The organism is Candidatus Paracaedibacter symbiosus (assembly GCF_000757605.1).
GTDB classification, from domain to species: domain Bacteria; phylum Pseudomonadota; class Alphaproteobacteria; order Paracaedibacterales; family Paracaedibacteraceae; genus Paracaedibacter_A; species Paracaedibacter_A symbiosus.
On the sequence record NZ_JQAK01000001.1, the window covers coordinates 737,971 to 763,766 of the forward strand.

Consider the following 25,796-nt stretch of genomic DNA (forward strand, 5'->3'; position numbering starts at 1 on the left):
AAGGTAACTGCGCAGACAATAATCGTCTCTTTGTTCTTGCCAGAGACGCAGCTGTATCTTGATTTTTATTGCTTCCCTGTACTCAACAAACCTGTCAAAGTTATCCAGAGGTGGGAGGGTGAGAGTGATTTTCTCTCCTCCCTACCATGTGTTGGGAGGTTGATTAGGGCTTCTCAACAACAAAGTAGCCAGTATAGGGCTTTCACTCTCATATTATACCCTGTCTTTTTAGATTTATCTCCATGAAGAGGATTTCCTAAATAGGACATCATTATTCCTCTTAAATATCGAAATTCCCCTATTAATATTATGGAGAGCTTTATTGAGAACAGTTTATTACTGTATTTTCATTTATGTGAGCGGCTGGCTCAATTTGAAATGATTCTATTATTGTTTCCCTTATATTAATTACAAATTGACGTTTACGTACAACCTTCATTAAAAACAGGCTTTGTTTTTTGCTACTTACGTAATTAAAATTAGCTTTAGGGACAGGCTTTCCTTTCCAGAATCTTTACATCAGAGATAATTCCCTCATGATCTAAAAATTTAATGATAAATTGTTTTCCATCCAAACCGGCACACGTCACAAGAATCTCTTTTCCAGGTGTCACAAATTTCTCTAATCCTTCATAGAAAAAAGAAATAGGAACAGAAAGGCAGCGACCGAGTTCAAGAAGGCGGCCTGCCGAAATACGGTCTAAACCACTTTCATATTTGTGAATTTGTTGGCTTGTTACCCCAAGAGCTTTTGCCACATAATGCTGTGGTAATCCTAATTGCTGGCGACGTTCTTTAAATCTTTTACCTATAAGGCTTTCTAGGGGGGAAGTTTTCGGTGGCATTTTTATATCTGTCTTTCTTATTGAATAGCCTTCTTTATAGTTGCTTTTCTTTCTCTAATCGGAAAAGGAATTACGTTTTCTCTGTTAGAACTAGCTAACTTTTTTTCTGGCTTTGAACCTTAAGAGAAAAAAGGTCTTTTTTTGTTTTGTTTTGGAGATAATGTCTGAGGGAAAGATCATCTTTTTGTCTTTTCCATAACTCTTTACTAATTGTGATTTTCAGTTTTTCTGTTTGTTCCACAAATACATCGTAGTCCTCAAGAGATGTGGTGAGCATCAAAAAAGTCTGGGCATCTTGGGGATTAAAAAAAGAATCAAAAGCCGATAAGTTTTCAGCATCTTTCTTTTCCAAAATGAGCCTTATTGCTTCCTCATCAAAGTAGTCGGCAATAAAGAAAAGAAGCTCTAACCCTTGTAAAACAATTTCAACCATCGCAGTATCATATAAAGACAACCATTGGATTTCTAAATGCTCGCCTATCCCCAAGCTAAATGTTTTGAGGGTTAGGCTCCTATTGTGTTCTTCCAAAGATAAAGAGATAGAAAAACCGGTTTCTTTTTGTGAAAGGAGACCATCCCAAACTTGGGGGTGATGGTACAAATACCTAAATTTGCAAGTTTTAATTTCCTCGCAATAAACTGATAGATGCGCTTAAAAATCATCTAAGTTATTAATAGCCGATTCTTATTTTTCCTCACTTTGCAGATCACCCCCCCCCCCGGTTTGGGATGGTCTCCATATTGTCTTCTGGGGCTAGTACACCATCGACGATCCTAAAATTTCTCAATTAACGGAGCTTAATCACTTCAGCTTTCGCTTACGGCCTATCGCATCCCTTTCTACGCTTAGTCCATGTCATTACTTCCATACACCCAAGATTCGGTACGTGATGTGCTGGGTCGACACTTTCACGGTGGCTCTTGCAGCCACTAGCAAACAAGCGCCTCGTGGCGCACACTAGCAATAAGTTGATATACAATACTATCTGTGGTGATTCCTCAGGGCTTTTACACGAAATTTTGGCGTGACTAAAATTAGGAAATTTTCAACAAACTGAGAATGAAAACGGCTTAATAGGATATTTTGACTTTAATTCCTTTATAATAGCTTTCCTTCGTAATTTACCACTCTCACAAGCATATGAAGCCAAGCCGGCTAAAGATGCAATTTGCTTATGATTAAGAGGAATGCAATAAAACCGAGATGCACATAACTAGCTATTCAGCTGATTTTTACTCATAACTTAACGCATTCATTTTTTCCAAACCGTATTCTAAACAACTCAAATTATAATGATCTTTTTTATTTAGTAAGTTTTTCACTGACTCGAGAGTATCTGCTTCACAAGCTTTTTTATCCCATCTAATCCTTTTAATACGAGGAAAACGCATAGCTAGGCCAGATTTATGGCGCGTAGACAGCTGAATTCCTTCAAACTCTACTTCAAATACTAAATGCTGGTTAACCTCGCATACAGGCCCGAACTTGCGAAGGATATTTTTCCTTATCCATTTATCTAGAATAATAAGCTCTTCATTAGAATAACCGGAGTAAGCCTTACCTACAGGCACTAAAACTTGAACAGCTTTCTCATCAGCTGCCCATACACCAAAAGTATAATCAGAATAGTAAGAGCTTCTTTTACCATGACCCCGTTGAGCGTACATTAAAACAGCATCAATAACAAATGGCTCTTTTTTCCATTTATACCAATGGCCTTTTACACGACTACTTAAGTAAGGGCTCAAAAGATTTTTAACCATAAAGCCTTCTGCATGGATAAATTTAGCATGCAAACGGTTTGATCTATAAACTTCTTGCAGATCTGTAATATTTTGAAAAGGAATGGGTTCAGACAAATCTAGATAAGATGAGGGATTACTTAAAATCCAACTTTCTAAAAGTTTTCTCCTTTGGTTTAAAGGAAAAGACCTAAGATCCTTTTCTTCCAAAAATAGAGTATCAAACAAATGAATGATAGGACGATATCTTTGTTGAAAACTTGGGAGGGTGCCTTTCGATTTAATCTTTTTTGTAAATCATTAAAAGATCCGATACCCTCTTGATTACTGATTAACAACTCACCATCTAGGGCACCATTAAGCTTGATATTCTTAGTGATTTCAGGAAAAGTAATTGAAATATCTTCGCCACTGCGCGAATAAAGACGGGTTTCCTGACCATTTCCAACTAATAATACTCTAATACCATCCCATTTCCACTCCACAATAAACTTGTTAGGTTCTAACTCTTTTAATTCTTCGGATGTAATTGAGTGGGATAGCATAAGAGGGCGAAAGTTAAGGTTGTGGTTAATGGTGGGTTTTTCTTCTTTCCCGCTGAGCCAGTCAAATAAGGCCTTATAAGGGGGAGATAGAACAAAACAAACTTCTTCAATTTCTTCTAACTTAATATCCAAGTTTATACGCGACAAAGCTATAAATGCTGTGCGAGTTGATAGGCCTATTCTTAAATTTCCAGTAATAAGCTTGATAAGAGCCCACCGTTCAATTTCATTTGCTTGGTTGAGCCATAATTCAATTTGGTGCAGAGCTTCTTCACGATTTGATTGTTGAAGGTAATGGATAATTTCATTGAAGGAAGGAAGAGGATCGCTTGGAGCAGATGGCCATATTAAAGCAATAGTTTCAGCTAAATCTCCAACATATTCATATGAATAATTAAAAAGAACTGGATCAATTTTTGTAGAAACTAAGGCCTTTAATTGTAATGGCTTAACAAGAGGAAAATCAAGCTGATTGATCAAGATCCCTAACGCATAACCTCTTTCAGGATCTAGTGTGTTTTTAAAAAAATTTGTTAATATCCTAATTTTTTCATTTTTTGAATGTGTTAATATCAGCTGATGGATAAGAAAAGCAAAATTTTTCAATCTTCTTCTCCTTCTGCATGAAATATTGATAGAGGACTAGCATTAAATCCATGCTGTTTGGCATAGTGAATTAAAGACTCTTCACGTCCATGAGTGACTAAAAGTTCACTGGGGTTAACATCATGTAAAGTTTGAACGAGTTCTGGCCAGTCTGCATGGTCTGATATCACAATTGGAAGCTCAACCCCTTTTTGCTTGGCGCGTTGAAGAATACGCATCCAACCAGAGGCAAAACAAATAACCGGATTATTAAAACGCCTTGACCAACGATCTTTCAATGCAGAAGGGGGGCACAATACTAATTGATTGGAAAGTTGATTTTTTTCTAATTTTGAAGCATGCTCAATGTCACCGAAATCAAATCCATGATCCTTATATAGCTCTATCAACCCCATCATGGAGCCATGTAAATAGATACGATTGTGGTAGCCTAGTTCTCGTAAACGTAAAATTATTCGTTGGCATTTTCCAAGAGCATAGCATCCAACTAAGTGAACCCTATCTTCATTTATAGATATACTTTGAATAAGCTTGTGTAATTCAATGCTATCATCTGGGTGCGTAAATACCGGCATTCCAAAAGTAGCTTCTGTAATAAAAGTCTCACAAGGCACAGGTTCAAATTGCCAACAAGTTGGATCAGGTCGCCTTTTAAAATCACCTGATACCACAGTTCTATAACCTTTATAGCTTATAAGAATTTGTGCACTTCCCCATATGTGGCCTGCCGGAAAAAAGCTAACACTTGTATCATTAATTTTTAGTGTTTCTCCATACTTTGCTACCTGGAAATGCTTTCCAGCCGCAGCTCCATACCGATGTTTCATAATAAGTTGGGTTTCAAGAGTACATAAAACATTTTCATTATTTACCCTTGCGTGATCTGCATGTCCATGTGTAATTAAAGCATGACGTACAGGCCGCCAAGGATCGATATAAAAATTCCCTGGCTTACAATACAACCCGTATTCATTTGGATAAAGCCAATCAACCATTTTTTAAAAGCTTAAGATGCACAGCACAGCAAATTGGGAAATAAATAAAAGATGATTCCAGAAACCTTTCAGCAATGGCTGGATAAAAAAGGATGGCGCTTACGTCCCTATCAAGAAAAAATGTTGGCAGCTTATCATACATATCAAAATATCCTTTTAACAGCTCCGCCTGGAGCAGGAAAAACTTTTGCTGTATTCCTTCCTATCTACCTATCTCTTCTTCAAAAAACCCAATTTAAAGGAATGCATACTCTTTACATTTCGCCATTAAGATCACTTACCTATGACATAGCACGTAGTATTCGTGGACCTATAGAGGAAATAAACCTACCAATTGACGTAGGCATCCGAACTGGTGACACGTCACCTTATGAAAGGCAAAAGCAAAATAAAAAGCCACCTAATATTTTTTTAATTACCCCTGAGTCACTTGCTTTAATGCTGTCTTACTCTCAATTGTTAGATAAATTTAAAACTCTGGAAGTAATTGTTATAGATGAGATTCACACCTTCGTTTCAACAAAGCGGGGGGATCATCTAAGTTTATTACTTGCCCAATTATCAAAATTAGCACCGGCAGCTAAGCGGATAGGTTTATCAGCAACTATAAAGGATCCTGAGGCAGTTGCTAGGTGGCTAGGATGCCCACAAAAATCCCATACTATTAGAGAAAAAGAAAAGGTTAATCCAAATGTAAAAATATTGTATCCTTCTAAACCATTACCATTGGCAGGGTATTATGCTATTGCGCCAGTTGTGAAAAGTATTTATGAGGTAATCCTTAAATATTCTACCAATATTATTTTTGTGAATACGAGAGCTCAAGCAGAAAGCCTTTTACAATCACTATGGAGCATTAATAATCATAACCTACCCATCACAATTCACCACGGTTCCCTAAGTAAAGAGCAACGCTTGAAAGTTGAGCAAGCTATGGCTGAGGGAGCTTTAAGAGCCATTGTTGCTACCTCTTCATTAGAATTGGGGATTGATTGGGGCAATGTTGATATGGTTATTAATGTTGGCGCTCCCAAAGGAATTAGTCGCTTATTACAGCGTATTGGCCGATCAAATCACAACCTTGAGAGACCTAGTGAAGCTCTTCTGGTTCCCTTAAATCGTTTTGAAGCGTTGGAATGTGAAGCAGCTCTTAAAGCAATTGAATTAAAGATGTTGGATGATGAGCCGCCACATCTAAAAGGTTCTATTGATATTTTAGCGCAGCACATTATGTCTTGTGCATGTGCGCAACCAATCAACCCAAAAGAGTTATTTTTTCAAATAAAGAATGCTTATCCCTACCAACATATGAAGATGGAAACTTTTAAAAGTATTTTTGATTTTGTTGTCAATGGAGGGTACGTTTTAAAACATTATACTAATTTTCATAAACTAATTGCTAATGATAAAAATTTTTTCACACCTGCTTCTAACCAGGTTCAAAAGATACATCGTCTTAATATGGGAACAATTATTGAAAATGAAAAACTGAAGGTGATGCTGGTAACGGGCAAGAATAGCGGAAAAAGAAAAAAGGGAAAGGGGACCTTCTTAGGCAAAATTGCAGAAAAATTTATTTTAAATTTAAAACCGGGAGATACCTTCTTTTTTGCTGGGCATACTTTATGTTTTAGGGAAGTTAATGGTCTTGCTGCCGAGGTATCTGTCGCAAAAGTTAACCAAGTTAAGGTGCCAGCATTTGTTGGCTCAAGTATGCCTTTGTCCACAAATTTGAGTCAGCTTCTGAGGGAGACAATTGAAAATTCCGCTGAGAATAGCAATTTGCCAGACTATGTCCACGCTTGGTTGGAAACTCAAAAAAAGATATCTTCATTGCCTAAGAAACAAGAATTACTAGTAGAACTATTTCCGCATGATGGTTTGCACTACTTAACGATTTACACGCTTGAAGGAAGGCCTATAAATCAAACTTTAGGGTTTTTGTTAAGCTATAGGCTAGAACAGGCCGGTGTAAACCCTTTAGGCTTTACTGTTTCTGATTATGGTCTAAGCATCCGTTGTATTTATCCACTTTCTCCTGGTTGCTTAGATAATTTATGGAATATTGATCTGTGTATGGAATCTTACAACCGATGGTTACAGGAATCCAGCATGCTAAAACGTTATTTTAGGAATACTGCGACTGTTTCAGGCCTAATTTATAGTAAGTATCCAGGGCATGCAAAAAAAGGAAAACAGGTTTTATTTAGCACTGACCTTATCTATGATGTTCTTAAGAAATATGAACCTAATCATATTCTTTTACAAGGAAATCAGGTAGAGGCAGAAAAAAATTTAGTAGACATGAAACGACTGATAGATTTTTTATCTACTTACCAAAGAAAAATTCATTATCAGCTTTGCAAAAGTATAACCCCCTTTGCAATTCACATTGTTGTACAAAGTTTGAGCGAAAGTTTAAATAATCCTGCTAAAGATGCTCTTCTGGAAATGCATTTTCTTCAAAAGCAGGCAGAAAAACTATATAAGAAAATTGATGGTTTATAATTTTTTAAAAATTAATTTTTCAAGCCAAGAATTATGGTTGTTAACAGAAAAATGTATCTGGTGGCCTAAGACATCCTCTTTAATTGTTTCTGACCTTCATTTAGGAAAAGGCATATCGTTTACAAGCCGAAATGTTTATTTACCGCCATATGATATTCAAGAAACTTTAGGTAAGCTGAAAATCCTTGTCGATAAACTTGAACCGCAAAGGGTTATATGTCTTGGGGATAATTTCCACAGAAGCAATTCTTATTCTAATTTTGAAGAGCAAGAAAAAGACCTTATAGCTTCTCTTATAAAATCTGTTCCTAGATGGTGTTGGATATATGGTAACCATGATTATGAATTACCTGCTGGTTTAGAGGGAGAAAAGCTCCGTTTTATAAAAGAAAAAACGATAGAATTTCATCATTCGCTCGACAACTATACAGAGGGAAATGCCTTTATTATTGGCCATTATCATCCAAAATATACACTTAATCTAAAAAAAACAGTTATTAGAAAGCCATGCTTTGCATGGAACAAAAACATTTTGATTATGCCATCATTTGGAACATATACTGGCGGATTAGATGTTCACCATTCAGCTATAACGCATATATTAGGACAAAGGTTTAGCATAGCAGTCGCAGATACAAATCCTGTACCTATTCAATTTTACCTGGATTTGTCGTGAGTATCTACTTGATGAAATTTAAAGTCTTAATTTAAAGGAGGTTTGTTCGGGAGGGTACGATTAACCCGTTGATTGGACATAATTATCCTGCTTTAACGGACGCGCATTTGCCGAATGAATTCCACTTATTGATGATGCTAGCAATAATGATGCCTTCCCGTTTTTGGGATTCGATCTTTTGAGTCTTCAGACTGCTCCCGATGCATCTTTTAATCCGTGAAATCTGAGCTTCAACTAAAGCCCGTAGGCCATAGCCATATTTTTTATGAAAAGCAAAAACTGTTCCCTTATCTTTAATATATTGAACAACTTTATCATGCCACTTTGTGGTTTCTTGACCATGAATCACAGCATTTGAGGGCGGCGGGATGGCTGGTATAATTCTTTTGTTATGAAGCCTTTCAACGCCTTCTTTGCTGTAATAAGCTCCATCAGCTATAACCTTGTCTGTAGATTGAGTTTCATTCTCAGGAATCAGGTTATCCATCATCCCAATGTCAGATGATTCATAATCTGTAATCTCAACAGCATGCATATTCATCTCTGGATCAATCGATAAATGCATCTTGCGCCAAGGTTTTTGATTACAAGGCTTGCCATATTTTGTTTCGTACCAATGACTGGCTTTGCCAAAACGAAAACCTGTACTATCAAGAATCAACGTTATTGATTCTCCTCCTGCTATCTGTTTGGCTAGCTTGTTACAGAACTGGCGAACTTTTACAGGCAAGACGGAGAATAAATCACTCAAGTGTCCAAAACTTGGAACTGGAATATCAAGTCCCTTGATCTGCCATTAGTCCTCAAAAAAGCCCGTTATTTGACGTATCCCCCAATCAAATAAACGATAAAAGGTATAAATGAGTTCAATATAAGCGGGTGTATACGTTGATTGCTGTCCTGAAACACCAAGGATATAAGGATTTTGATTGATAAAGACAGATTTGAGGTTTCCTTGAGGAAAGTACAAACTTAATTGTCCACGTTTTTTAAGGCTTTTGTTGTAGGCGCTCCAGTTGGTTACTTTATAACTTGGCTTCGTTCTGGGATTAGAGCTGGCGTCTTTTAGTTTTTGCTTGTATGGCATTTCTTGTGATCTATTTTTGCTTTTTGCTTGCCAAACTTTAAACATTCAAAAGCTATATGGCAATACTTTACCTCCCTCCCGAACAAACCTCTTAGGACTTAACAATATCACTGATGAAGGTTTAAAATACCTTGCAACCGCGCTTGAAGAAAACCAGTCGGCTCTGAATGCGCTTTACTTAGGAACCAACAGGATTAGTGCTTTGGGCGCAGCTTACCTTGCCAGAGCGCTCGAAAAGAACCAATTCCTTCAATGTATTGGCTTAGAAAGTAATAATATTGGAGATGAGGGCGCTGAACATTTTGCAGCAGCTCTGCTCCATAATAACACTCTTGAATCTCTTGATATAAGTACTAATAAGATTAGCTCTATAGGGACTCAAGCTCTTGCTAAGGCTCTTAAGGTTAATACCTCCCTCACCTCTCTCAACCTAAGGTATAACAATATCAGCGAGATCAAAAAGGCAGAGCTTAAAGAAAATTTTGGAAATCGTATTATCCTCGATTAAACCCGATATAACAGTATTCGTGTATATTTTAACTTCATCCTGTCCGAATTCTAGGGTCCACCTCTGATCACGTAATGCTGTACTCAGCGATATAGAGTTGTATGGTCTACTTCTACACCTCGCCCTACCATCATTTCTTCAAGGTCTCGATAACTGACCCCGTACTTACAGTACCATCTCACGCAGCTAAGAATAATCTGTCCTTGATAATGCCGCCATTTAAAATCACTCATCTTCGCCCCCTTTTATCTCTCTTATCCGAGAAGAGACAAATTTTTGCAACAGCGCCCTATTTGATGCAAGTGAAGTCTAAAAAATAAATTAATTTCTCCTTATGTTAGATTGCTTGGATTTTTATAAATGATTTATACCTCTAAGGAGAATCCCAATGACTATTTATGACTTGCTAATTGTAGATCACAATAAAGTCAAACAATTATATAGAGAAATGCTTATTCACTCAGGTAAAGAACAGGAGGATCTTTTCAATCAAATAAAAACAGAGGTTCTTCTGCATGCTCACGCTGAAGAAGAAATATTTTATAAGCATTTACAAAAAAGAGATTCTCTAGATAGCCAGATAGAGCATAGTTATTCTGAGCATCAAGAAGTAGAAAATCAGCTAGAGGAGATTACAAGCAAAATCTCTTCTGGAGAAGAATGGTTAGGAATCGCTAAGGAAATGATGCAAAATCTTTCTCACCATATAGAAGAAGAAGAAAATAAGCTTTTCCCAGAAGCAAGAAAAATTATTGATAAGAATGAGGAAAAAGAACTAGGTGATCAATTTCGACTACAGAAGAATAAGCTAGCTGACAAAGGTTAAAAAAGGGAATTAACATCCTCCCCCAGGTAAATCAAAGGGAGGATGTTAAGTTTTCTTTAGTTGCTTCGTGCGATGGTTAAACAAATATTAGTTTAGCTGATTGCTTTTTATTTAGTATTAAGTGGAAAATTAAATAAGTAGCTAAACTGGCTTTATTCGTAAAATTTGCCCCCATTCACTTTTTGAAAATATGCTTTAGGGGGCTTGCTTAAGGGTGTCATAAGACTTAAAAGTACATACTTTATTTTACTACTTGGCCTGCCTCGTCAAGTAGTTCTGCTTTACACTGGGTTACAACATCATCAACTTTTGTAAATGTTACCTTATAATGCTGGTTAACATTCAAATTTGTGCAAGTACTTTCTGTAAATGGCACTATAACCCCATCAGCAAGGACTCCTGTAATAGAATAAAACTGGGCCCCACCTAAATACTCAACCTTAAATTTTCTTTCTTCTCCGGCATCGATTTTTTGATTGTAAGTAATAGGTGGCTTACCATCTAGGGTTTTTCCTTGCCCTGTAAAAGCTACTATGAGGTCTTTAAAATTTTCATTAATGACATTGATTGTTCCTTTTGGTACAGAAATAATTGCTTCATCCGAAGCAGCCATAGCTGTAGCAATAAAAGTTGGGATATTTAAAAATGAGAGACTAATTGCAAAGACTGAAAAGCATAATTTTCTGTGCATATAATACTCCTATTTATTAAGTATTGTTGGCTAAATGGGTACTTGATGCTTTAGCTAATTTTATTTATGTCTGTCATAGATAACCTCTGTATCAATGAATCTCTATCGTTTTCATCTTCGGTCTCAACACTTATTACTACCCCGCCTTTTTCAATTTCATCTGCTAGGATTTTAGCTTTTTCATCAGGAATACCCCATCCTATTAATCCGCCCATTAAACCACCTGCAGTAGCACCAGCTCCTGCGCCAGCTAATCCAGCTGCTAGAGCTCCACTAACTATGAGATTTAAACCTGGCAAAACGAGAGAGGTTCCTAATGCAGCTATTGCTGATGCGATAGCTCCAATTGCACCTCCTGCAGCGGCTCCTATTCCCATACCCTCTAAAGATTTATTGCCTATATCTTCTTGAGATACTATTTTATTATTAGAAAAATATTTATCTCGGGTTTCGTCAGACATTATTAAGTTAATATCTTCTTTGTTATACCCTTCTTTTATTAGATTGAGATAAGCTACTTCAGCACTTCTTGGATCTCTAAATACAACGGTAACTAGATTGTCAGCCCCTAAAACAACTAAATTATCAGTAGTCATTATTATCTCCTTTTTTTGCTGAATTACGTTCAAAAGATAGACACTTAGGCTGACATAAATCAGATTAAACCTGATTTATTTTTCTCATGCGTGCTAAATTAGGGAGGAGCCAAGCTAAATATTAAAAGTGCGAAAGATATTCTTAAGTAGGTCTATAACCGGCACCGTCATATATAGACCGATCCTGATTGCAAGGCAAAAGAATAGAACGAGGCGAATCGGTTAGCTTGATTCTTGATAGTACGGGTTTTCGTTTTGGCAAAGCCAGCCATTGGTATGAGGAAAAATACAATTAACCCCTAAATAACTTGACACACAATAGATGCGACAGAACCTTACCCCTTCACTTGAATATTGAGAGATTGTTGGCTCGTTGAAATACGAGCATATCCGAACAGCCACATGAGCCTATTATGTCTCCTAAGTCGATTATTAGAATTTATGTCTACTAATATGTCAAAATACGATTTTATAGACACTCTATTTCATATAATTTAAGGTGTCTCTAAATTTATAATTTAGGAGACATTAATTCCCTCCCTCACCTTTCATGCTTTTTATTTATGAAATATACTCTATCGTGCCACCTAAACCTGTTGCCAATAACTATTTAATAAGCAACCTGGTTTTGCACCTCAGAAAAAAGATAAAGCCAACCGTTTTTCAAAAATCATTTTATTTCCCATTTTTTATTAACTGTGAGCAGAGCGATGACCAAGCCCTTCTGCCAATAACGCGACAGAATCCTGTAACACTTATCATTGTTTTCTAAACACCAAGCTAATATGGTATTTAAGTTTTAGTCATATCTGCTTATACTAATCTCCATAGTATACCTTTATGAAAAATGAGTTGTTTTTTCTGCAAATCTGAGAAGATAACTAGATATTAATTAAAGTTTAGGTGACAAATGAAAATGAGATTTGTGGCTTCATTACTGCCAACGTTATTTTTAAGTTTTACCTCTTGTTCGTATGCCGCTCCTGCGCCTCTGGGCTTTGAACTTGGGGAAGTAACCCTCAAAGATTTACAAGCAATGGGCTTGTTGGAGAAGGGATACACAGGATGTGATGAGATATTAAGAAGTTATATCCTGTCAATTCCAAATTTAATCGACCTAGATGGAGCATATACTGCTTACTTTAGACTTGATGCGAAAGGATTGCTACAGGGGGTAAGATTAGCTATGAGTGAGAAAAAATATGATGAAGTATTCAAAGTATTATCAGAAAAATATAAACTTGTAGATTCTTTTACAACAAATAATAGACTTCCATTTTCACCAAGCAAAAGAGTTTTATTTTCATCTGGAAATTACAAAATTGAGTTAACTACTCAGGATGATGGGATAATGCAAGTTGAATATTATTCTGAGGTATTGAAAAAACGATGCGACATGCACATAAAATCTGGAAAATCAAATAAACTACTTTAATTACATCATACCTCGCTGATAGTATCAAATAGGTTAAAAATGAAATATAAAAGTATTTTAAACAATACAATATATTAGCTCAAAAATTTTCTATTACTTTATTTTCCTTTATCCTTCCTTTAGATATAATAGAATTTAAATAAACGCTTTAATCCAATATAAATGTAGATAAGGGTAAAGGATCTCCATAGTATGTCAAATATTGTAAATCAAGCTTCCTACATGGATACCTTATCCTTACTTAAAGAAGAAATTAGACAAGCCAGAATTCGCGCCCATCTATCAGTTAATAAGGAACTTATTTTACTTTATTGGAAAATAGGCCGTAAAATTATTAAGCGTAAGGTAGAATTAGGATGGGGAGCAAAAATTATTCAACAGCTTTCTAAAGATTTGCATCACGAGTTCCCTGAAATGAAAGGATTATCAGATCGGAATTTAATCTATATGCAAACTTTTGCTGCTGCATATCCTAATCTAGAAATTACGCAGGCGCTCCCTGCGCAAATTTCCTGGTATCATAATCAAACTATTCTCGATAAAATAAAAGACCCTGATCAACGAATTTGGTATATCCAGAAAACAATCGAAAATGGGTGGTCCCGAAATGCCTTAGTTTTACAGATTGAAAACAATTTATATAATCGCCAAGGAAAATCCCTCACAAATTTTAAATCTACCCTTCCCTCTTCTACATCCGACCTGATGCAAAGTTTATTTAAAAGCGAGTATAATCTTGAGTTTTTATGCTTAGAAGAGACTGCACAGGAGCGGCAAATAGAAAAAAAGATTACTGATCACATTCGTGCATTCCTTTTGGAACTTGGAACCGGATTTGCTTTTATAGGCAACCAATACAAGTTAACCGTAGGGGGGAGGGGGACGACTTTTATGTTGATATGCTTTTTTATCATACAAAGCTTCACTGTTATATTGTTGTAGAATTGAAATCCGGTAAATTTGAGCCGAGTTATTTAGGACAATTAGAATTCTATTTAACAGCTGTCGATAAGAACCTCAAACAGCCAGCTGATCATCCAACAATAGGTTTATTGTTATGTAAAGAAGCAAATAATCTAGTAGTAGAATATGCTTTAAAAACTAAAACTAACCCTATGGGAGTATCAAAATACACTTTGTCTCAAAATGCTTTGCCTTTAGAGCTAAAAAATAATATCCCCTCGCCACAGGAATTTGCTCAATTACTAGAAACTATTGAAGATTAGAATAAAGGGTGAATTTTTATCAACAAGCCTCGGTTAAAGTCATATAGTTTACTTTGGATTATTAACTGTATTTGTTTACTTTCTATAAATGAAGAAAATCAGATACTTAAGTGCTCTACCCTCTTTTCAATATCTGCTCAAAGAAAACCCTCGGGGCTTTTTCAACAGCCCCGCCTAATTTTCGGATGAGTATTCTTCCTGATGATTGCCACTGTCATAAGCCTCAACGACATCTACTTGGAACTGTACCCAGAAAGTGCTTCCTTGGCCAAGCTTACTTTCAACCCCTAATTTTCCCTGCAACAAATTAATCAAGCTTTGGACAATAGCAAGACCAAGCCCGATGCCTTCGCCAGATTGTGGTCTTCCACTATCCACCTTAAAGAATTCTTCAAATAAGGATTGGCGCAATCCCTCCGCAATACCAACGCCTGTATCAATAACCTGAATTCCAATTTCAGCACGATTTTCTGGCAAAGGAACCGCCGTCACGTTGACTTTAACGGAACCAACCTTTGTAAATTTCAAAGCATTCGTCACTAAATGCAAGATAATTTGTCGCAATCGAATAGCGTCCGAACGAACAATCAGGGGCACTTCTTTACTGAAAAAAACTTCAAATTTTAATTTGCGTTGCAAAGCAATTGGCAACAAGAGTCCCTGCACCTCATCCACAAGCTGTCGGATATTTATATTGCTAAAACTAAGGCTTACTTGCTCAGATTCTAACCGACTAAACTCAAGAATGGAGTCAACAAGTTTGAGCAAAGACTCGGCAGAAAATTCCATCGTGTTGACGTATTTGATTTGGGCATCGGTTAACTCTGTTTCTTTCAATAAACTAATCATACCAACCAATCCCGTCATGGGGGTGCGGATTTGATGACTCATCATCGCCATAAATCGATTTTTAGCTTCAACGTCGGAGCTGGTTTCAAGTTTTTCTTTCTCCAGATTATTGGCAAGTTCTGATAGATCCCAAATCATTTGCTCATAATTATAAGAAACGCGGGCCAGTTTTCTGGCAACTAAAACACCAATCAAGGACAAAAGGAAAATCACAATAAAGCCAGTGGGGATAATCGTCAGTAACAAATTTTGCGTCTTATCACGCGGAGACCAGCTGATATAACCAAAATTCTTCCCTTCTTCATGCACGAGGTAGGAGGGTTGACCGGCAATAAAGTCCTTTTGATCCAAAGAGTAAAATTTCAGATTTCCTAAATTATAGTTAGTTGCCATTTTTCTTAAAAAAGTTTCATTAAAAGGAGTACCGATCAATACGGCAAGTTTTGTTGGTTTTATCGTCTCTTGGTGGTTAAAGACATTCACTTCACTCACTGAAGCAACTGATAACAAGTATAGTGAGGAGTAAACTTTAACCAGCCCGCTTTTCGTTTTTTCTGAACCTTCTTGTTTGATATATAAATTAAGGAATTTTTTAATCTCACTTGAAATACTTTTTCCCACTTCTAAAAATGTGGCATCAGTTGAATAGATGACTTGGTCATTTTCACTATTAATAACCGCAAAGAGGGGAATATCATGACTGTGTTTTATATCGTAAACAATATTTTCTTCAATCCATTTTTTATTGAGATTGAGAGAGATATTTTGATAGCTTTGATTCCAAATAGCCAAAGAATATATAATATTTTCAAATCTTGTCTCTTCATTTTTTAAGGCTCCGGAAATAGCAAGGGAAGTCTCATCAACAGACTGCTGATATAATTTTTTAAAGCTGATAAATGAAACAATAAAAACTGATAAAAAACAGAGAAAAAAAGCCACCAAAAAATAAATTAAGATGTCTTTAAACATAAGATTTTTTGGTTTCATGGGGCCTCTCACTTTCAGCTAACGGGAAATACTTAATTCAATCAGCGTTAAATCATCGGAAAAACTTGTCTCACCTAAAGCATGGATATGTTCTTTAATTACCTTCAACATCGATCGACCCTGAAGATCATAAATGAGCTCAGGTAACTTCTCTGGCAGAAAAGAAATCCCCGGAATCGCTCCAATATCCTCCCATAATAAATCACTGTATAAAACCAATGAGCTACCTACAGGAATCTCAAGTGTGCGTGTTTCATAAGCAACTTCGCTGGAAATACCCAAGGGTATCCCTGAACCATCACCAATGACAAATTTTTGCTCGTTCGGATAATAAACAAGGGGGTGAGTCGCGCTGGCTGAAACATAGGACATTTTCTTTGTTTCAAGATCAATTAAGCCGATTAAACACGTACAAAAATGGCCAATTGGGATCATCTCTTTCAATCGATTATTAATACTGCGAATCAACTCAGTTGGGCTTAATATTTTATACCGGTATTCAAGAAAAAGGGTATGTAAACGGAAAGTAAGCAGAGACGCACTAATCCCTTTACCTGAAAAATCACAAATCCAAATAATAAGTTTGCCTGGAGCAATTTCGTAAATTCCCCACATATCGCCACTTAAAAAGCGAGAAGGCAGAAATAACGAATCAACTTTTATATCATATTTCTCGCTAAGCTCCTGCAATTGTTGCGTGGAAGGTAACAATGTTTTCTGCAGGTCTAAAGCTCTCGTAATTTCTTCACTGGTAAGCCTTTGATAGCCTTCTAACGTTCTGATTAAATAGCTATTTTGCAGTTGGACTTTAACACGCGACAACAACTCTAATTTATGAATTGGCTTGGTAATAATATCAGTTGCACCATAGGCCCATGCTTCTTTGCGTTGCTCTGGATCACTGATCATTGTTTGAACGAGAATGGGCAGTTTAGAAGTCTTCTTATCATTTCTTAAAATCTTGATAACTTCCGTCCCGTCAATCTTTGGCATTACCAAGTCCAAGATTAAGAGATCAGGTTCTACTTGTTTAATTTTTTCCAAAGCATCTTCACCATCAACAGCTGTCACTATATTCCTGTAGCCAGCTGTTTTCAGATAACTGGAAATCAACTCGCGATTAATGGTTGTGTCGTCCACTACGAGAATTCGATTATCATAAAGACTTGAAGGCATTTGGCTAAAAATATCAGTACTAACCATCCCTACCTCCTCGCCTCAAAAACAAGCTGAATTTGGTCATCCTTAAGTGCGCTAAAAAGTGGGCTAAAATACGATCAACTTGACCAAAGAAAGTTCTTGTCACTTCCCTTTTTAAAACTGATCGTTGTGGAGATGTAACATCCTCTACAAAACTTTGAATAAGCTATCAAAATGCCCTAAATCCAGCATTTTTTTAACCTGTCCTTGCGCTCCTTTTAAAGTCACATTTCCATCTTTCATGCGCATTTTTATCTCGCGCAATCAATAGCATACCCAACCCTGCTGAATCGATGAACTCAAGATTGGATAGATCCAGGAGGCAATTTCTGGGATTGTGTTCGATGAATAATTCTGTTAGCTCTTTAAATGCACCATAATCGGCAAATGTCAGACGCCCTTTCAGGTCTACCTGTATCTCTTCGCCAGCTGCTTTAATTGTGTAATCCACAATACCCTCAATCAAATGAAATTTTATCATTCTGATTTTAATCATACCAAAAAGAGTCTTAATACTTGTTTAATAGGGAGGTACTGATCACCTTTCGATCTCAGAATTTCTGCCTTCACATCTGAAGTCGGTTTGGCTTTATCTTAACGAGAGCCTACTCCTCGCAGTGCACCCATATTAAAGTTGCCTTCAATCTGATGCCTATAATTTCCTATGCTCGAAAAGCGATCAGAATAATATACAATTTTAATTAAAATTTATATGTCTAATCTTAAATAGATAAGTTACAGTAAAATGTAGAGCGAATAACAAGAGGGAATATTTGATGGGAAATATTCAAAGTGTTTGTGTTTATTGTGGCGCTTCTGTCCGGGCCGATCAAATTTACAAAGATGCGGCCGTACGAATGGGAGAGGTCCTTGCCAAAGCAGGCTTGCAGGTTATTTTTGGCGGCGGCAAACTGGGTCTGATGGGACTGGTGGCAGACAATGCTATGGCCAATGGTGCCCGCGTTATTGGGATCATCCCAAAACTGCTTGAAAACTTTGAAGGGGCTCATCCCAGTCTTTCAGAATTGCATATTGTGGACACGATGCATACCCGAAAGAAAAAAATGTCAGAGCTTGCGGATGCTTTTATCGTCTTGCCAGGTGGCTTTGGCACCCTTGATGAGCTCTTTGAGATTTTAACATGGCGACAACTACAGATGCATGATAAACCTGTCATCATCGTCAATGTGAATGGATATTGGGATCCTTTGAGAAAACTCATTCATAATATTATTGAGCAAAACTTTGCACCAACAGGTCATGCCTTGTTTGCAACATTCGTGGATAGTCCGGATGAAGTTTTAGATATCCTGGAAAATGGCATTGAATCACGGCTAAAAGAGCCCAGTGTTGGCTAAAAACAGATCTACGCCCCCTTATAAAAGGGGGCGCACTCTGTTTAAGAAATGTTGCGTAGTAGTTCTTGCATCATATCGCGAGCCGCTGCAATCACCTTGCCATTATAGGAATAGTTTGTTTGATTTACTATGAGGTCGGTAAACTCGTTCGTGGAATCAATTTTTGATTCTTCAATAAAGGATGTTAAAATTCCACCTGATCCATTCTGACCAGGAATAGTTAACTGATAAGGACCTGAGTCAGATGTAACACTAAAAACACCTCCCGATGCTTCTAGTAATCCATTAAAATTTGTGAACATTGCCATAGGAATCTGAGCAAAGGGTACTATTGACTGGTTATCATATACGGCAGAAATAAGGCCAGTAGAACTAATCGATAATGATTGATAATTACCAGATACACGACCATCAACCGTAGCCCCCGTCAGATTCGCCTTTGCAGCATTTGCTCTCACCCCATCTGAATTACCTGGCGTTCCCATAAACATAGTTAATGATGTAGGTGCCGCATTGGAGTTCCAAGTAATCTGCAAGTTTGGTGGAGTAGTAGCCCCATTAAATGTTATCGGATTCCCGTTGGCATCAAAAGTAACAGGCATCCCCCCTACTGGCGCTGGCAATGTTGCCGGCGGTGTGGGAGGTGGCGTTGTGTACACATAAGGAGCTGCAATGGTAACGCCTGCTTCTGCGCTTGACGCGGACACCGACCATGTTGGAGGGGTAAGAGGCGTCCCCACAGTCGTCAAGGTCCAGGTAACACTAATGATATGTGAGACGCCTAAAGAATCAACGACATTTATTGGGACAGTCTGACTCTGATATAAAGTAGCACCGCTGGGTAAGTCTATACCCATCTTAACATTGGTAGAAGCAACAGGAGCACCGTTTAGACCCGCCGTTGAAGCAACCACAAGACCAGCTGTTGTCACCGTATCCGTCCCTGCCTTTATTGCCCCTGTAGCATCTGTTGGGAAAACCATTAAATATTGACCAGATGTGTTCTTAATATTACCAGCTGCATCACGATCAAACGTGCCAACACGGCTAAATCCTATAGTTCCTGTTGCGGGAGTGGCTGAACTATTAACCACAAGCATCCCCTGGCCATTGATGGCCATAAAGGTATTGAGTTCCGCAGGTGCTGTGTCACCAACATCCGTAATATATTGTTGGATGGACGTGCTCACTCCTCCCGGCGTAAACTGCTGAACAGAGTCACTGCTATTTTGTGTCACCACAAAGCATTCTCTCGCTTTAGCTGCAACAGCACCCCCTTTAGCAATATTATCAGCATTCGTACCTACACACCTACTATAAGCATTTAACCCAGAAATCGCCGCATTTAATGCAGAAGTTAATGACATAAAAACTCTCCTTATTTTTTAACTAACTGTTGGCAATGGAATCATTTCTTCAACTTGCTCAAGTACTTGTTTTGCCTTTTCTACTGATTCTTTAAGCTGATTTGCCTCTACTTTCTGATCGAGCCTATTTTTGAGGTAGCCAGACAACTCATTATAACGTTTGATTTGCTCTTGCACACCTTCAGTCATACTAATCAGCTCAGGAGAAGCAGGTTTACTCACAGTTGCTACATCTGACATTTCAATGGGAGTGTTCCTGACCAACAAAGCAAATTCGCTGGACGCATCATGATAACCTACTTTACGGACAACTCCCTTAAAGGTGAGCGGTACTTCAACCTTGTTATCATCTTTGGTATGGGCAATGACGGCTGCTTTATATTGACCTTGTGGCACCTTGATTTCAGGACGACCGTGAATACTCCCATCCCATTTAAAGATTTTTGCCCCTGGCTCGACTGAAATTGGAATTGAAGTCACCCCAGCTCCTGTGGGATCCACAATCGCCAGCTTTGCTTCTTTAATATTATCAGGCATGAGAAATGCTATATTTTCCTCACCACCTTCATAGCTAAATTCGTTGCCTTGATACTCAACTTCTTTGTTAAGATAACTTTTAGCCGCAATCCCCTGTGCTTTAATGTGATTGGTGTTAATTTGTTCAAGTAACTCGTTCATTCTTGACTGCTGAGCTGAACTATGGAACATCATAATGTTTTGGGTTAGGCTTTCATTACTAGGCGGATTTAACGGGTCTTGTGGGTGTTGGACTTGCGCTAAAAATATTTTCTCAAACACCTTCATTTGTTCTTCACGAGTTTGATCCAGAATTTTTGACATGCCTGATTTCTCTTTTACTTTCTTTCCCGCCCCTCCAGGTGGTGGTAGCGCGGTCTTTGCTGATGCAGGTACTGGCATTTGTTTCTCTCCTTAATTATTATGCCTTGATGTCGACAAGCGCATCAGGGTCACTCTCGTTTTCTAATTCCTGATCTTGGTGTTCTGTTGGCGATTCTTCTACTGCTCCAGAGTCAGCTTTTTGTAAGCTTTGATCATCAGCTAGGTGTGAATCTTGTTCCGAACTAAAGTTCATATTCGCCAGATTAGAATCCAGGCCTAACTCCTGAAAAATCTCGTTAATTTCTTTAGAATTACGCGCTAGAAGTTCCATTGTTTCGCGCTTTTCTGCATTGATATAAATCGACTTCACTGTGTCTTTTAAAATATCAAGGGTGATTTCAATGCGACCTAAATGTTGGGGTAGCAGATTGACTTTCAGGTGAGTTTCACCTTTTTCAACCATCGTGTGAAAATGATCTTTCAGCTGCGTTAGGGCGTTGACGCGATCCAAATTTGAGCGACTGGTAACCCCAGACGTCGAGACTGCTTCTGGTTGGCTAGACATTGACATTGGGTTCTGCCCAAGAGCTACTCCCGGGTTATTGTTTGAGCCCCCTGGTGAGAGTGATACTGTTGGGGCGTTTACGACTGTACTCGGAGGAGTTTGTTGGGACACATGAAGCTGAGTCTGAGAACTGCGTGTGGCTTGCGTTTCCCGGCTCTGTGGTTGTGATAAAAGCGTAGCATCTTCTTGCCTCAAAAAGGTTTCCCGCTCGAATGACTGTAAGTCACCTTGCGTCTCAACTTGGCCTTTTATGTCTATTGCTTTTTTAAGGTCGGCAAGAAGCATTGAAGAGCGCTGTTCCTTTTCGTCTGCCAACTCTGTCTGTGCCGTCACAATTTGTTGTTCTGGGGTAAGCTCCCCCTCGCTCTTTGCTGAGGTTACTAAATCAGTCACCGCACTCAACTGTTGCTCATCAAGGATCGGATCAGAGTAAAGGGCCGTAGATTGGACTTCGATATGGACTGTCGGGACCGCTGTTTCAGTCAATGATCCAGGCATCGTCTGCGCTGTGAGTGTCTCCATTGCCGCAATATTTTGTCCTGCTACAACCCCATTTTGTTGTTCAAACACACGATTTTGCTGTTCATTGATGCCCTGAAGAGTATCATTGATAAAGAAAGAATCGAGACAAATGGGTAATGATGAATCAAGTAGCGACGAATTAATTAAAGAATCATCTGACTCTTTTATGTAAAGTCTTGATTCAGTAACCTCTTGAAAATTAGGGCTTGATGAGTCTGTTACCCCAACCCTTTCACCGTTATCAGCTCTTGAAATTGCAGAGGTTGAAACCGGTTTTTCTTTAGAGGAAGTGATTTTCTCTTGAGAAGATAGTGCTTGTTTATCCCTTTTTTCTGACCTCACCAAGGAATCACGAGAAACAGAATGGCTATTTTGGCGAGATCCAAACCTAGATGAGTCACGTCGGCTCTGAGCTTTTTCATGAATATCTTTCGGCGGTAATTTTTTTGATTGTATATCATTGAAGCTGTTTAATACTTCCCCAAATTTAGGTGGAATGAATGATTCTTGCCCCGACAATAGATCGAGATTCTCCAACAATTGTTTTTCAACAGAAGGTGAAGGACTCTCCTTTCCCAACGGCAGATCAGGCTTTAAAATATGGGAAGCGGTTGACTGAATTGGCATCTAATTTTCCCTCTTTCAATTCTACATATGAAAGAAGCAAAACTCATGCCAAGTTTGATGATTTAAAAATTAATATCGTTGAATCTTATTTCAAAATCCTACCTAGAATCTTTTATTCAACCTTATAGGCCACAGGCTTTAATCCCAATTTAATATGCTTTTGCAGCCCCCAGAAACCATCCTCGACTGTTCCTTCAAAAGTCAACTTATCCCCTGTTAGCGAAAAATTACCGACGAAGCCATCTTTATTTTTTTGTAAGAGTTGCGCTAACGTCGTCCCATAGCCAACTTGTTGATAAAACAGCTCTTTTAGACGTTCACTCGTTGGCATTGGCTCCTCTGTTTGGGGAAAATAAATCCATCCGCGCTTCAACCCAACATACCCGACTCCAGCCAAAGCAGCTACTGTCACAAGGGGAGTGGTTAGAAATGAGGGAAGATAGGAAAATGCCCATCCTGCAGCACTAGCTGCCGCCGCTTGTTCTGGATGCAACCGCACCTGTTTTAGCAGCCAATGATCATAAGACATATTGAAATCGGCGACCTTGAACTGATAACACCTATCCCCCACCATCATGAATAAGTCTTTACCAATCACATCCTGGGGGTTTTCTACAGCCAATTTAAAAGCAGGCATTGAGTAATTTAGAACGGAGATTTCTCCCGAGACGCGAATGTTTTCAAAATTTAACTCATCACGATTTTGATGGAGATAATGAAAGGTTTGAGTGTAATCTTCTTGGCTAGGAATTGTAATTTCATTGCTGAAAAATCCCCTCACATAATCCATTGCTGAGCAAGAAGAAGCCAATGCAGGTACAAGTAAAAAAATCTTTAACATGACCGATGTTTCCTTTAATAAACAAACTAAAAATCATGGTAAAATTATAAAAAAATTATTTCAATGGTTTTTATCCTGTCCCCTTCTTGAGTCGCAAACCTGGAATTCTATTTTGCTACCACATAGGTACCTGGCGCTTCACCCAATGAATTTTTATCGGAAATAGGATGCGCCTCAACCATTTTTCCTGAAAATTTTTCCATCCACTCTTGCCAAACAGGCCACCAGGAACCAGAAACTTTTTCAGCTGAAGCCAGCCATTCATCGGCAGTTTCCGCTTTTTGGCCATTTTTCCAATAATTATATTTGTGTTTTTCCGGATGATTAAACACGCCAGCCACATGCCCAGAACTCGACAAAACAAACTCGGTTGCACCCTTCACCATAGTGCTGAGGGGAAATACTGCCCGCCAAGGCGCAATATGATCATCCGCAGCAGCCATAATAAACATTGGCGTTGTGATAGTGGTGAGGTCGATCGGCACATCACCAATCTTAATACCGCCCGGTTGGATCAAGCGATTTTCAAGATACATCTTACGCAAAAAGTCCGAATGCATCTTACCAGGCATGCGCACCGCATCACTATTCCAATGCAACATATCAAAAGGGATTGGCTCTTTGCCCATCAGATAGTTATTGATGTAAAAGGACCAGATGAGATCGTTAGCCCGCAATAAGTTAAATGATTGCATCATCGAACCGGCATCAAGATAACCTTTTTTCTTGATGTGGGATTCAAGCTTTTTCAGCTGCGCCTCGCACACATACACTAAAAGATCCCCTGCCTCCCGAAAATCAGTAGGCGCCGCAATCAAGGTTGCGCTTTTAATTTCTTTATCTTTTCCTTTAGCTTTCAAGTACGTCATCAAGCAATTGAGCAGCACACCACCGGTGCAATACCCAATCATATTAATAGATTTGTGATTGGTGTATTGGCGAACAAAGTCAAAAGCCTCTTTCGCGCCTTGAAGGGTATAATCAGTCAATGTTTTGCCCGAATGGCGTTTGTCGGGATTCACCCATGAAATAATAAACAAGGTATAGCCCTTGTCCACCGCCCAGCGAATGAATGAGTTTTCTGGTTTCAAATCAAACACATAAAATTTGTTGATCCATGGCGGAATAATTAAAATTGGTACTGAGTGTACTTTTGCTGTGGTGGGTGAATACTGAATCAGCTCCAACAATTCGTTACGAAACACGACTTTTCCTGGAGAGGTGGCAATATCTACCCCAAGCTTGAGCGCCTCCATATCCGTCATTTTGATATTTAATTGGCCATTGACTGAGTCACTCAAAAAATTTTTGAAGCCTTGAATCAGATTTTCACCCTTGGTTTCGAAGGTTTGCCGGATCACATCGGGGTTGGTCAGCGGGAAATTGGTGGGCGACATAGCATCAATCAAGTGCTTGGTATAAAAAGCGAGCTTCTGCGATGTTTGTGGGTCGAGTTCTTCCATTTGAGATAAGACCTCTTTTAAGAGACGGGCGTTCAATAAATAAAGCTGTTGCATGAAGAAGAAGGCTGGATGATCCTTCCAGATGGGGTTCTTAAACCGTTTGTCGCGAGTTTCAACGTCAATGAGTGGTTTAACTTCTTGGCCCTGCAAGTGCTGGGTCACTGTTTCCATCAGCTTAAGCACACCTTTAAAATGCTCTGTTTGCAATTCCTTGATTGACTGTGGTTTTTTAGAAAGCTCTGCCACTGCTTTGTTCAAGGTTTTAATCACTATTTGAGGGTCAAAAATCGTCACAGGATGTTCTTCTGTTTGCCTCAAATGAGGAAGCATTGCTTCTACCGACTCACGCACCAACGCACGATTGGTTTCTAGAACATTCATCCAAATATCTTGCCACTCTTTAGCATAGCCAAAAGCAGCAGATAAATTAGTTTTATTTGATTTATCGATCATGATACCATACTCAAAACGAAAGCCCTTACACTCAGTATAAAGTGAAAAGATTAACTAAATGCAAATAAAATCATCTATATCCAAAATACCTGAAGAGACAGGATTGCGGCCAGCAACTTTGAGGCGGCTTGTATGGGCGTGCGACGCTCTTCGTTGTTTTCTCTTGAAGGAGCCCCAAGATAAAAATAGGTATTTTGGATATATACCTACTTTTATCACTTTTTTTGGGTTATGCATCCTCGTCGCCTCTTGTGAGAATGATAGGCTTCCTGAGCAGAGTTTCGAGCTGCCGAAGGGTGATTATCCACGCCTTGTCGATGTGCCCGAGAGACCCACATATCCCTCTGAGCAAGTCATTGGTGATGTCCAAAAGCAATTGGAAGCTGCAAGCACTGCTGCTGATCAGACTGCTAAAGTCCAAGCACCGTAACTTC

At 38.4% G+C, this 25,796-nt stretch carries 26 protein-coding genes and 1 pseudogene; 9 read left to right on the forward strand and 18 right to left on the reverse strand.

Going from position 1 to position 25,796, the window contains the following annotated elements; translation table 11 throughout:
* Positions 1-485: 485 nt before the first annotated feature.
* The 5 genes from IG80_RS13070 to IG80_RS0103440 form a co-directional block, all read right to left on the reverse strand.
* Positions 486-845 (reverse strand): helix-turn-helix domain-containing protein, encoded by a 360-nt coding sequence (locus IG80_RS13070; RefSeq protein WP_052045956.1) that lies wholly within the window; start codon positions 843-845, stop codon positions 486-488.
* 94 nt (positions 846-939) lie between these two features.
* Positions 940-1,446 carry a hypothetical protein gene (locus IG80_RS0103430; RefSeq protein ID WP_032112582.1) on the reverse strand — a complete coding sequence of 169 codons (507 nt, stop codon included), beginning with the start codon at positions 1,444-1,446 and terminating at the stop codon, positions 940-942.
* A gap of 632 nt (positions 1,447-2,078) precedes the next feature.
* Entirely contained in the window at positions 2,079-2,798 is a 720-nt protein-coding gene (locus IG80_RS15555; protein WP_052045958.1) for an ATP dependent DNA ligase, read from the reverse strand.
* Positions 2,765-3,739 carry an ATP-dependent DNA ligase gene (locus IG80_RS15560; RefSeq protein ID WP_052045960.1) on the reverse strand — a complete coding sequence of 325 codons (975 nt, stop codon included), beginning with the start codon at positions 3,737-3,739 and terminating at the stop codon, positions 2,765-2,767. The genes IG80_RS15555 and IG80_RS15560 overlap by 34 nt, the downstream gene beginning before the upstream one ends.
* Complete coding sequence (locus IG80_RS0103440) at positions 3,736-4,734, reverse strand: ligase-associated DNA damage response exonuclease (RefSeq protein ID WP_032112583.1); 999 nt, start codon at positions 4,732-4,734, stop codon at positions 3,736-3,738. The genes IG80_RS15560 and IG80_RS0103440 overlap by 4 nt, the downstream gene beginning before the upstream one ends.
* Before the next feature lie 51 nt (positions 4,735-4,785).
* Between IG80_RS0103440 and IG80_RS0103445 the strand changes: the two genes are divergently transcribed.
* Positions 4,786-7,242 carry a ligase-associated DNA damage response DEXH box helicase gene (locus IG80_RS0103445; RefSeq protein WP_032112584.1) on the forward strand — a complete coding sequence of 819 codons (2,457 nt, stop codon included), beginning with the start codon at positions 4,786-4,788 and terminating at the stop codon, positions 7,240-7,242.
* Positions 7,232-7,918, forward strand: a complete 687-nt coding sequence (pdeM, locus tag IG80_RS0103450; protein ID WP_052045962.1) for a ligase-associated DNA damage response endonuclease PdeM — start codon at positions 7,232-7,234, stop codon at positions 7,916-7,918. The genes IG80_RS0103445 and pdeM overlap by 11 nt, the downstream gene beginning before the upstream one ends.
* 82 nt (positions 7,919-8,000) lie before the next feature.
* Here pdeM and IG80_RS13840 read toward each other — a convergent pair whose 3' ends face one another.
* Positions 8,001-8,669 carry a transposase gene (locus tag IG80_RS13840; RefSeq protein WP_198027147.1) on the reverse strand — a complete coding sequence of 223 codons (669 nt, stop codon included), beginning with the start codon at positions 8,667-8,669 and terminating at the stop codon, positions 8,001-8,003.
* A 45-nt stretch (positions 8,670-8,714) separates the two neighbouring features.
* Positions 8,715-9,005 carry a transposase gene (locus tag IG80_RS13845; protein ID WP_075553188.1) on the reverse strand — a complete coding sequence of 97 codons (291 nt, stop codon included), beginning with the start codon at positions 9,003-9,005 and terminating at the stop codon, positions 8,715-8,717.
* Positions 9,006-9,021: 16 nt separating this feature from the next.
* Between IG80_RS13845 and IG80_RS0103470 the strand changes: the two genes are divergently transcribed.
* Entirely contained in the window at positions 9,022-9,513 is a 492-nt protein-coding gene (locus tag IG80_RS0103470; RefSeq protein ID WP_032112586.1) for a leucine-rich repeat domain-containing protein, read from the forward strand.
* Positions 9,514-9,599: 86 nt separating this feature from the next.
* Here the strand turns inward: IG80_RS0103470 and IG80_RS13850 are convergent.
* A pseudogene (locus tag IG80_RS13850) lies at positions 9,600-9,746 on the reverse strand (IS6 family transposase); the annotation flags it as partial.
* A 155-nt stretch (positions 9,747-9,901) separates the two neighbouring features.
* Between IG80_RS13850 and IG80_RS0103475 the strand changes: the two are divergent.
* The gene (locus IG80_RS0103475; protein WP_052045964.1) at positions 9,902-10,339 is read left to right on the forward strand and encodes a hemerythrin domain-containing protein; all 438 of its coding nucleotides are present in this window, start codon (positions 9,902-9,904) and stop codon (positions 10,337-10,339) included.
* Between the two features lie 241 nt (positions 10,340-10,580).
* Here IG80_RS0103475 and IG80_RS0103480 read toward each other — a convergent pair whose 3' ends face one another.
* The gene (locus IG80_RS0103480; protein ID WP_032112587.1) at positions 10,581-11,030 is read right to left on the reverse strand and encodes a hypothetical protein; all 450 of its coding nucleotides are present in this window, start codon (positions 11,028-11,030) and stop codon (positions 10,581-10,583) included.
* Between the two features lie 50 nt (positions 11,031-11,080).
* Positions 11,081-11,626 carry a hypothetical protein gene (locus tag IG80_RS0103485; protein WP_032112588.1) on the reverse strand — a complete coding sequence of 182 codons (546 nt, stop codon included), beginning with the start codon at positions 11,624-11,626 and terminating at the stop codon, positions 11,081-11,083.
* 925 nt (positions 11,627-12,551) lie between these two features.
* Between IG80_RS0103485 and IG80_RS0103495 the strand changes: the two genes are divergently transcribed.
* The 3 genes from IG80_RS0103495 (at position 12,552) to IG80_RS16510 (ending at position 14,287) form a co-directional block, all read left to right on the forward strand.
* The gene (locus IG80_RS0103495) at positions 12,552-13,061 is read left to right on the forward strand and encodes a hypothetical protein (protein WP_232224314.1); all 510 of its coding nucleotides are present in this window, start codon (positions 12,552-12,554) and stop codon (positions 13,059-13,061) included.
* Between the two features lie 192 nt (positions 13,062-13,253).
* On the forward strand, positions 13,254-14,003 hold the full coding sequence (locus tag IG80_RS12355) for a PDDEXK nuclease domain-containing protein (RefSeq protein ID WP_198027149.1): 750 nt from the start codon (positions 13,254-13,256) through the stop codon (positions 14,001-14,003).
* Positions 13,961-14,287: a PDDEXK nuclease domain-containing protein gene (locus IG80_RS16510; RefSeq protein WP_198027151.1), complete on the forward strand. Its 327-nt coding sequence runs from the start codon at positions 13,961-13,963 to the stop codon at positions 14,285-14,287. The genes IG80_RS12355 and IG80_RS16510 overlap by 43 nt, the downstream gene beginning before the upstream one ends.
* A 174-nt stretch (positions 14,288-14,461) precedes the next feature.
* Here IG80_RS16510 and IG80_RS13090 read toward each other — a convergent pair whose 3' ends face one another.
* From IG80_RS13090 to IG80_RS12360, 3 genes are all read right to left on the reverse strand, one after another.
* Positions 14,462-16,126 (reverse strand): sensor histidine kinase, encoded by a 1,665-nt coding sequence (locus IG80_RS13090; RefSeq protein ID WP_052045965.1) that lies wholly within the window; start codon positions 16,124-16,126, stop codon positions 14,462-14,464.
* Positions 16,127-16,144: 18 nt separating this feature from the next.
* Positions 16,145-17,329 carry a PP2C family protein-serine/threonine phosphatase gene (locus IG80_RS0103510; protein ID WP_052045967.1) on the reverse strand — a complete coding sequence of 395 codons (1,185 nt, stop codon included), beginning with the start codon at positions 17,327-17,329 and terminating at the stop codon, positions 16,145-16,147.
* Positions 17,330-17,522: 193 nt separating this feature from the next.
* Positions 17,523-17,822, reverse strand: a complete 300-nt coding sequence (locus IG80_RS12360) for an STAS domain-containing protein (protein WP_052045968.1) — start codon at positions 17,820-17,822, stop codon at positions 17,523-17,525.
* A 280-nt stretch (positions 17,823-18,102) separates the two neighbouring features.
* Here IG80_RS12360 and IG80_RS0103520 point away from each other — a divergent pair, with 280 nt between their 5' ends.
* Entirely contained in the window at positions 18,103-18,684 is a 582-nt protein-coding gene (locus IG80_RS0103520) for an LOG family protein (RefSeq protein WP_032112591.1), read from the forward strand.
* A gap of 41 nt (positions 18,685-18,725) precedes the next feature.
* Here IG80_RS0103520 and IG80_RS0103525 read toward each other — a convergent pair whose 3' ends face one another.
* The 5 genes from IG80_RS0103525 to IG80_RS0103545 all read right to left on the reverse strand — a co-directional run bounded on the left by IG80_RS0103525 (position 18,726) and on the right by IG80_RS0103545 (position 25,362).
* Positions 18,726-20,051 (reverse strand): flagellar hook-basal body complex protein, encoded by a 1,326-nt coding sequence (locus IG80_RS0103525; protein WP_032112592.1) that lies wholly within the window; start codon positions 20,049-20,051, stop codon positions 18,726-18,728.
* Positions 20,052-20,069: 18 nt separating this feature from the next.
* On the reverse strand, positions 20,070-20,969 hold the full coding sequence (locus tag IG80_RS0103530) for a flagellar hook assembly protein FlgD (protein ID WP_032112593.1): 900 nt from the start codon (positions 20,967-20,969) through the stop codon (positions 20,070-20,072).
* Positions 20,970-20,988: 19 nt separating this feature from the next.
* Positions 20,989-22,605: a flagellar hook-length control protein FliK gene (locus tag IG80_RS0103535; RefSeq protein ID WP_032112594.1), complete on the reverse strand. Its 1,617-nt coding sequence runs from the start codon at positions 22,603-22,605 to the stop codon at positions 20,989-20,991.
* Positions 22,606-22,717: 112 nt separating this feature from the next.
* On the reverse strand, positions 22,718-23,446 hold the full coding sequence (locus IG80_RS0103540) for a hypothetical protein (RefSeq protein ID WP_032112595.1): 729 nt from the start codon (positions 23,444-23,446) through the stop codon (positions 22,718-22,720).
* A gap of 107 nt (positions 23,447-23,553) precedes the next feature.
* Positions 23,554-25,362 carry a PHA/PHB synthase family protein gene (locus tag IG80_RS0103545; protein WP_052045970.1) on the reverse strand — a complete coding sequence of 603 codons (1,809 nt, stop codon included), beginning with the start codon at positions 25,360-25,362 and terminating at the stop codon, positions 23,554-23,556.
* Positions 25,363-25,420: 58 nt separating this feature from the next.
* On the opposite strand from IG80_RS0103545, the gene IG80_RS0103550 reads away from it, so the two are divergent.
* On the forward strand, positions 25,421-25,792 hold the full coding sequence (locus IG80_RS0103550) for a hypothetical protein (RefSeq protein ID WP_032112596.1): 372 nt from the start codon (positions 25,421-25,423) through the stop codon (positions 25,790-25,792).
* The last annotated feature ends 4 nt before the right edge of the window (positions 25,793-25,796 follow it).

Coding starts and splice junctions, on each gene's coding strand:
- IG80_RS13070 (WP_052045956.1), bottom strand. CDS start 845: ATGCCACCGAAAACTTCCCCCCTAGAAAGCCTTATAGGTAAAAGATTT.
- IG80_RS0103525 (WP_032112592.1), bottom strand. CDS start 20,051: ATGTCATTAACTTCTGCATTAAATGCGGCGATTTCTGGGTTAAATGCT.
- IG80_RS16510 (WP_198027151.1), top strand. CDS start 13,961: ATGCTTTTTTATCATACAAAGCTTCACTGTTATATTGTTGTAGAATTG.
- IG80_RS0103520 (WP_032112591.1), top strand. CDS start 18,103: ATGGGAAATATTCAAAGTGTTTGTGTTTATTGTGGCGCTTCTGTCCGG.
- IG80_RS13090 (WP_052045965.1), bottom strand. CDS start 16,126: ATGAAACCAAAAAATCTTATGTTTAAAGACATCTTAATTTATTTTTTG.
- IG80_RS12355 (WP_198027149.1), top strand. CDS start 13,254: ATGTCAAATATTGTAAATCAAGCTTCCTACATGGATACCTTATCCTTA.
- IG80_RS0103510 (WP_052045967.1), bottom strand. CDS start 17,329: ATGGTTAGTACTGATATTTTTAGCCAAATGCCTTCAAGTCTTTATGAT.
- IG80_RS12360 (WP_052045968.1), bottom strand. CDS start 17,822: ATGATTAAAATCAGAATGATAAAATTTCATTTGATTGAGGGTATTGTG.
- pdeM (WP_052045962.1), top strand. CDS start 7,232: ATGGTTTATAATTTTTTAAAAATTAATTTTTCAAGCCAAGAATTATGG.
- IG80_RS0103445 (WP_032112584.1), top strand. CDS start 4,786: ATGATTCCAGAAACCTTTCAGCAATGGCTGGATAAAAAAGGATGGCGC.
- IG80_RS13845 (WP_075553188.1), bottom strand. CDS start 9,005: ATGCCATACAAGCAAAAACTAAAAGACGCCAGCTCTAATCCCAGAACG.
- IG80_RS0103480 (WP_032112587.1), bottom strand. CDS start 11,030: ATGCACAGAAAATTATGCTTTTCAGTCTTTGCAATTAGTCTCTCATTT.
- IG80_RS0103545 (WP_052045970.1), bottom strand. CDS start 25,362: ATGATCGATAAATCAAATAAAACTAATTTATCTGCTGCTTTTGGCTAT.
- IG80_RS0103440 (WP_032112583.1), bottom strand. CDS start 4,734: ATGGTTGATTGGCTTTATCCAAATGAATACGGGTTGTATTGTAAGCCA.
- IG80_RS0103530 (WP_032112593.1), bottom strand. CDS start 20,969: ATGCCAGTACCTGCATCAGCAAAGACCGCGCTACCACCACCTGGAGGG.
- IG80_RS0103475 (WP_052045964.1), top strand. CDS start 9,902: ATGACTATTTATGACTTGCTAATTGTAGATCACAATAAAGTCAAACAA.
- IG80_RS0103485 (WP_032112588.1), bottom strand. CDS start 11,626: ATGACTACTGATAATTTAGTTGTTTTAGGGGCTGACAATCTAGTTACC.
- IG80_RS0103550 (WP_032112596.1), top strand. CDS start 25,421: ATGCAAATAAAATCATCTATATCCAAAATACCTGAAGAGACAGGATTG.
- IG80_RS0103540 (WP_032112595.1), bottom strand. CDS start 23,446: ATGTTAAAGATTTTTTTACTTGTACCTGCATTGGCTTCTTCTTGCTCA.
- IG80_RS0103535 (WP_032112594.1), bottom strand. CDS start 22,605: ATGCCAATTCAGTCAACCGCTTCCCATATTTTAAAGCCTGATCTGCCG.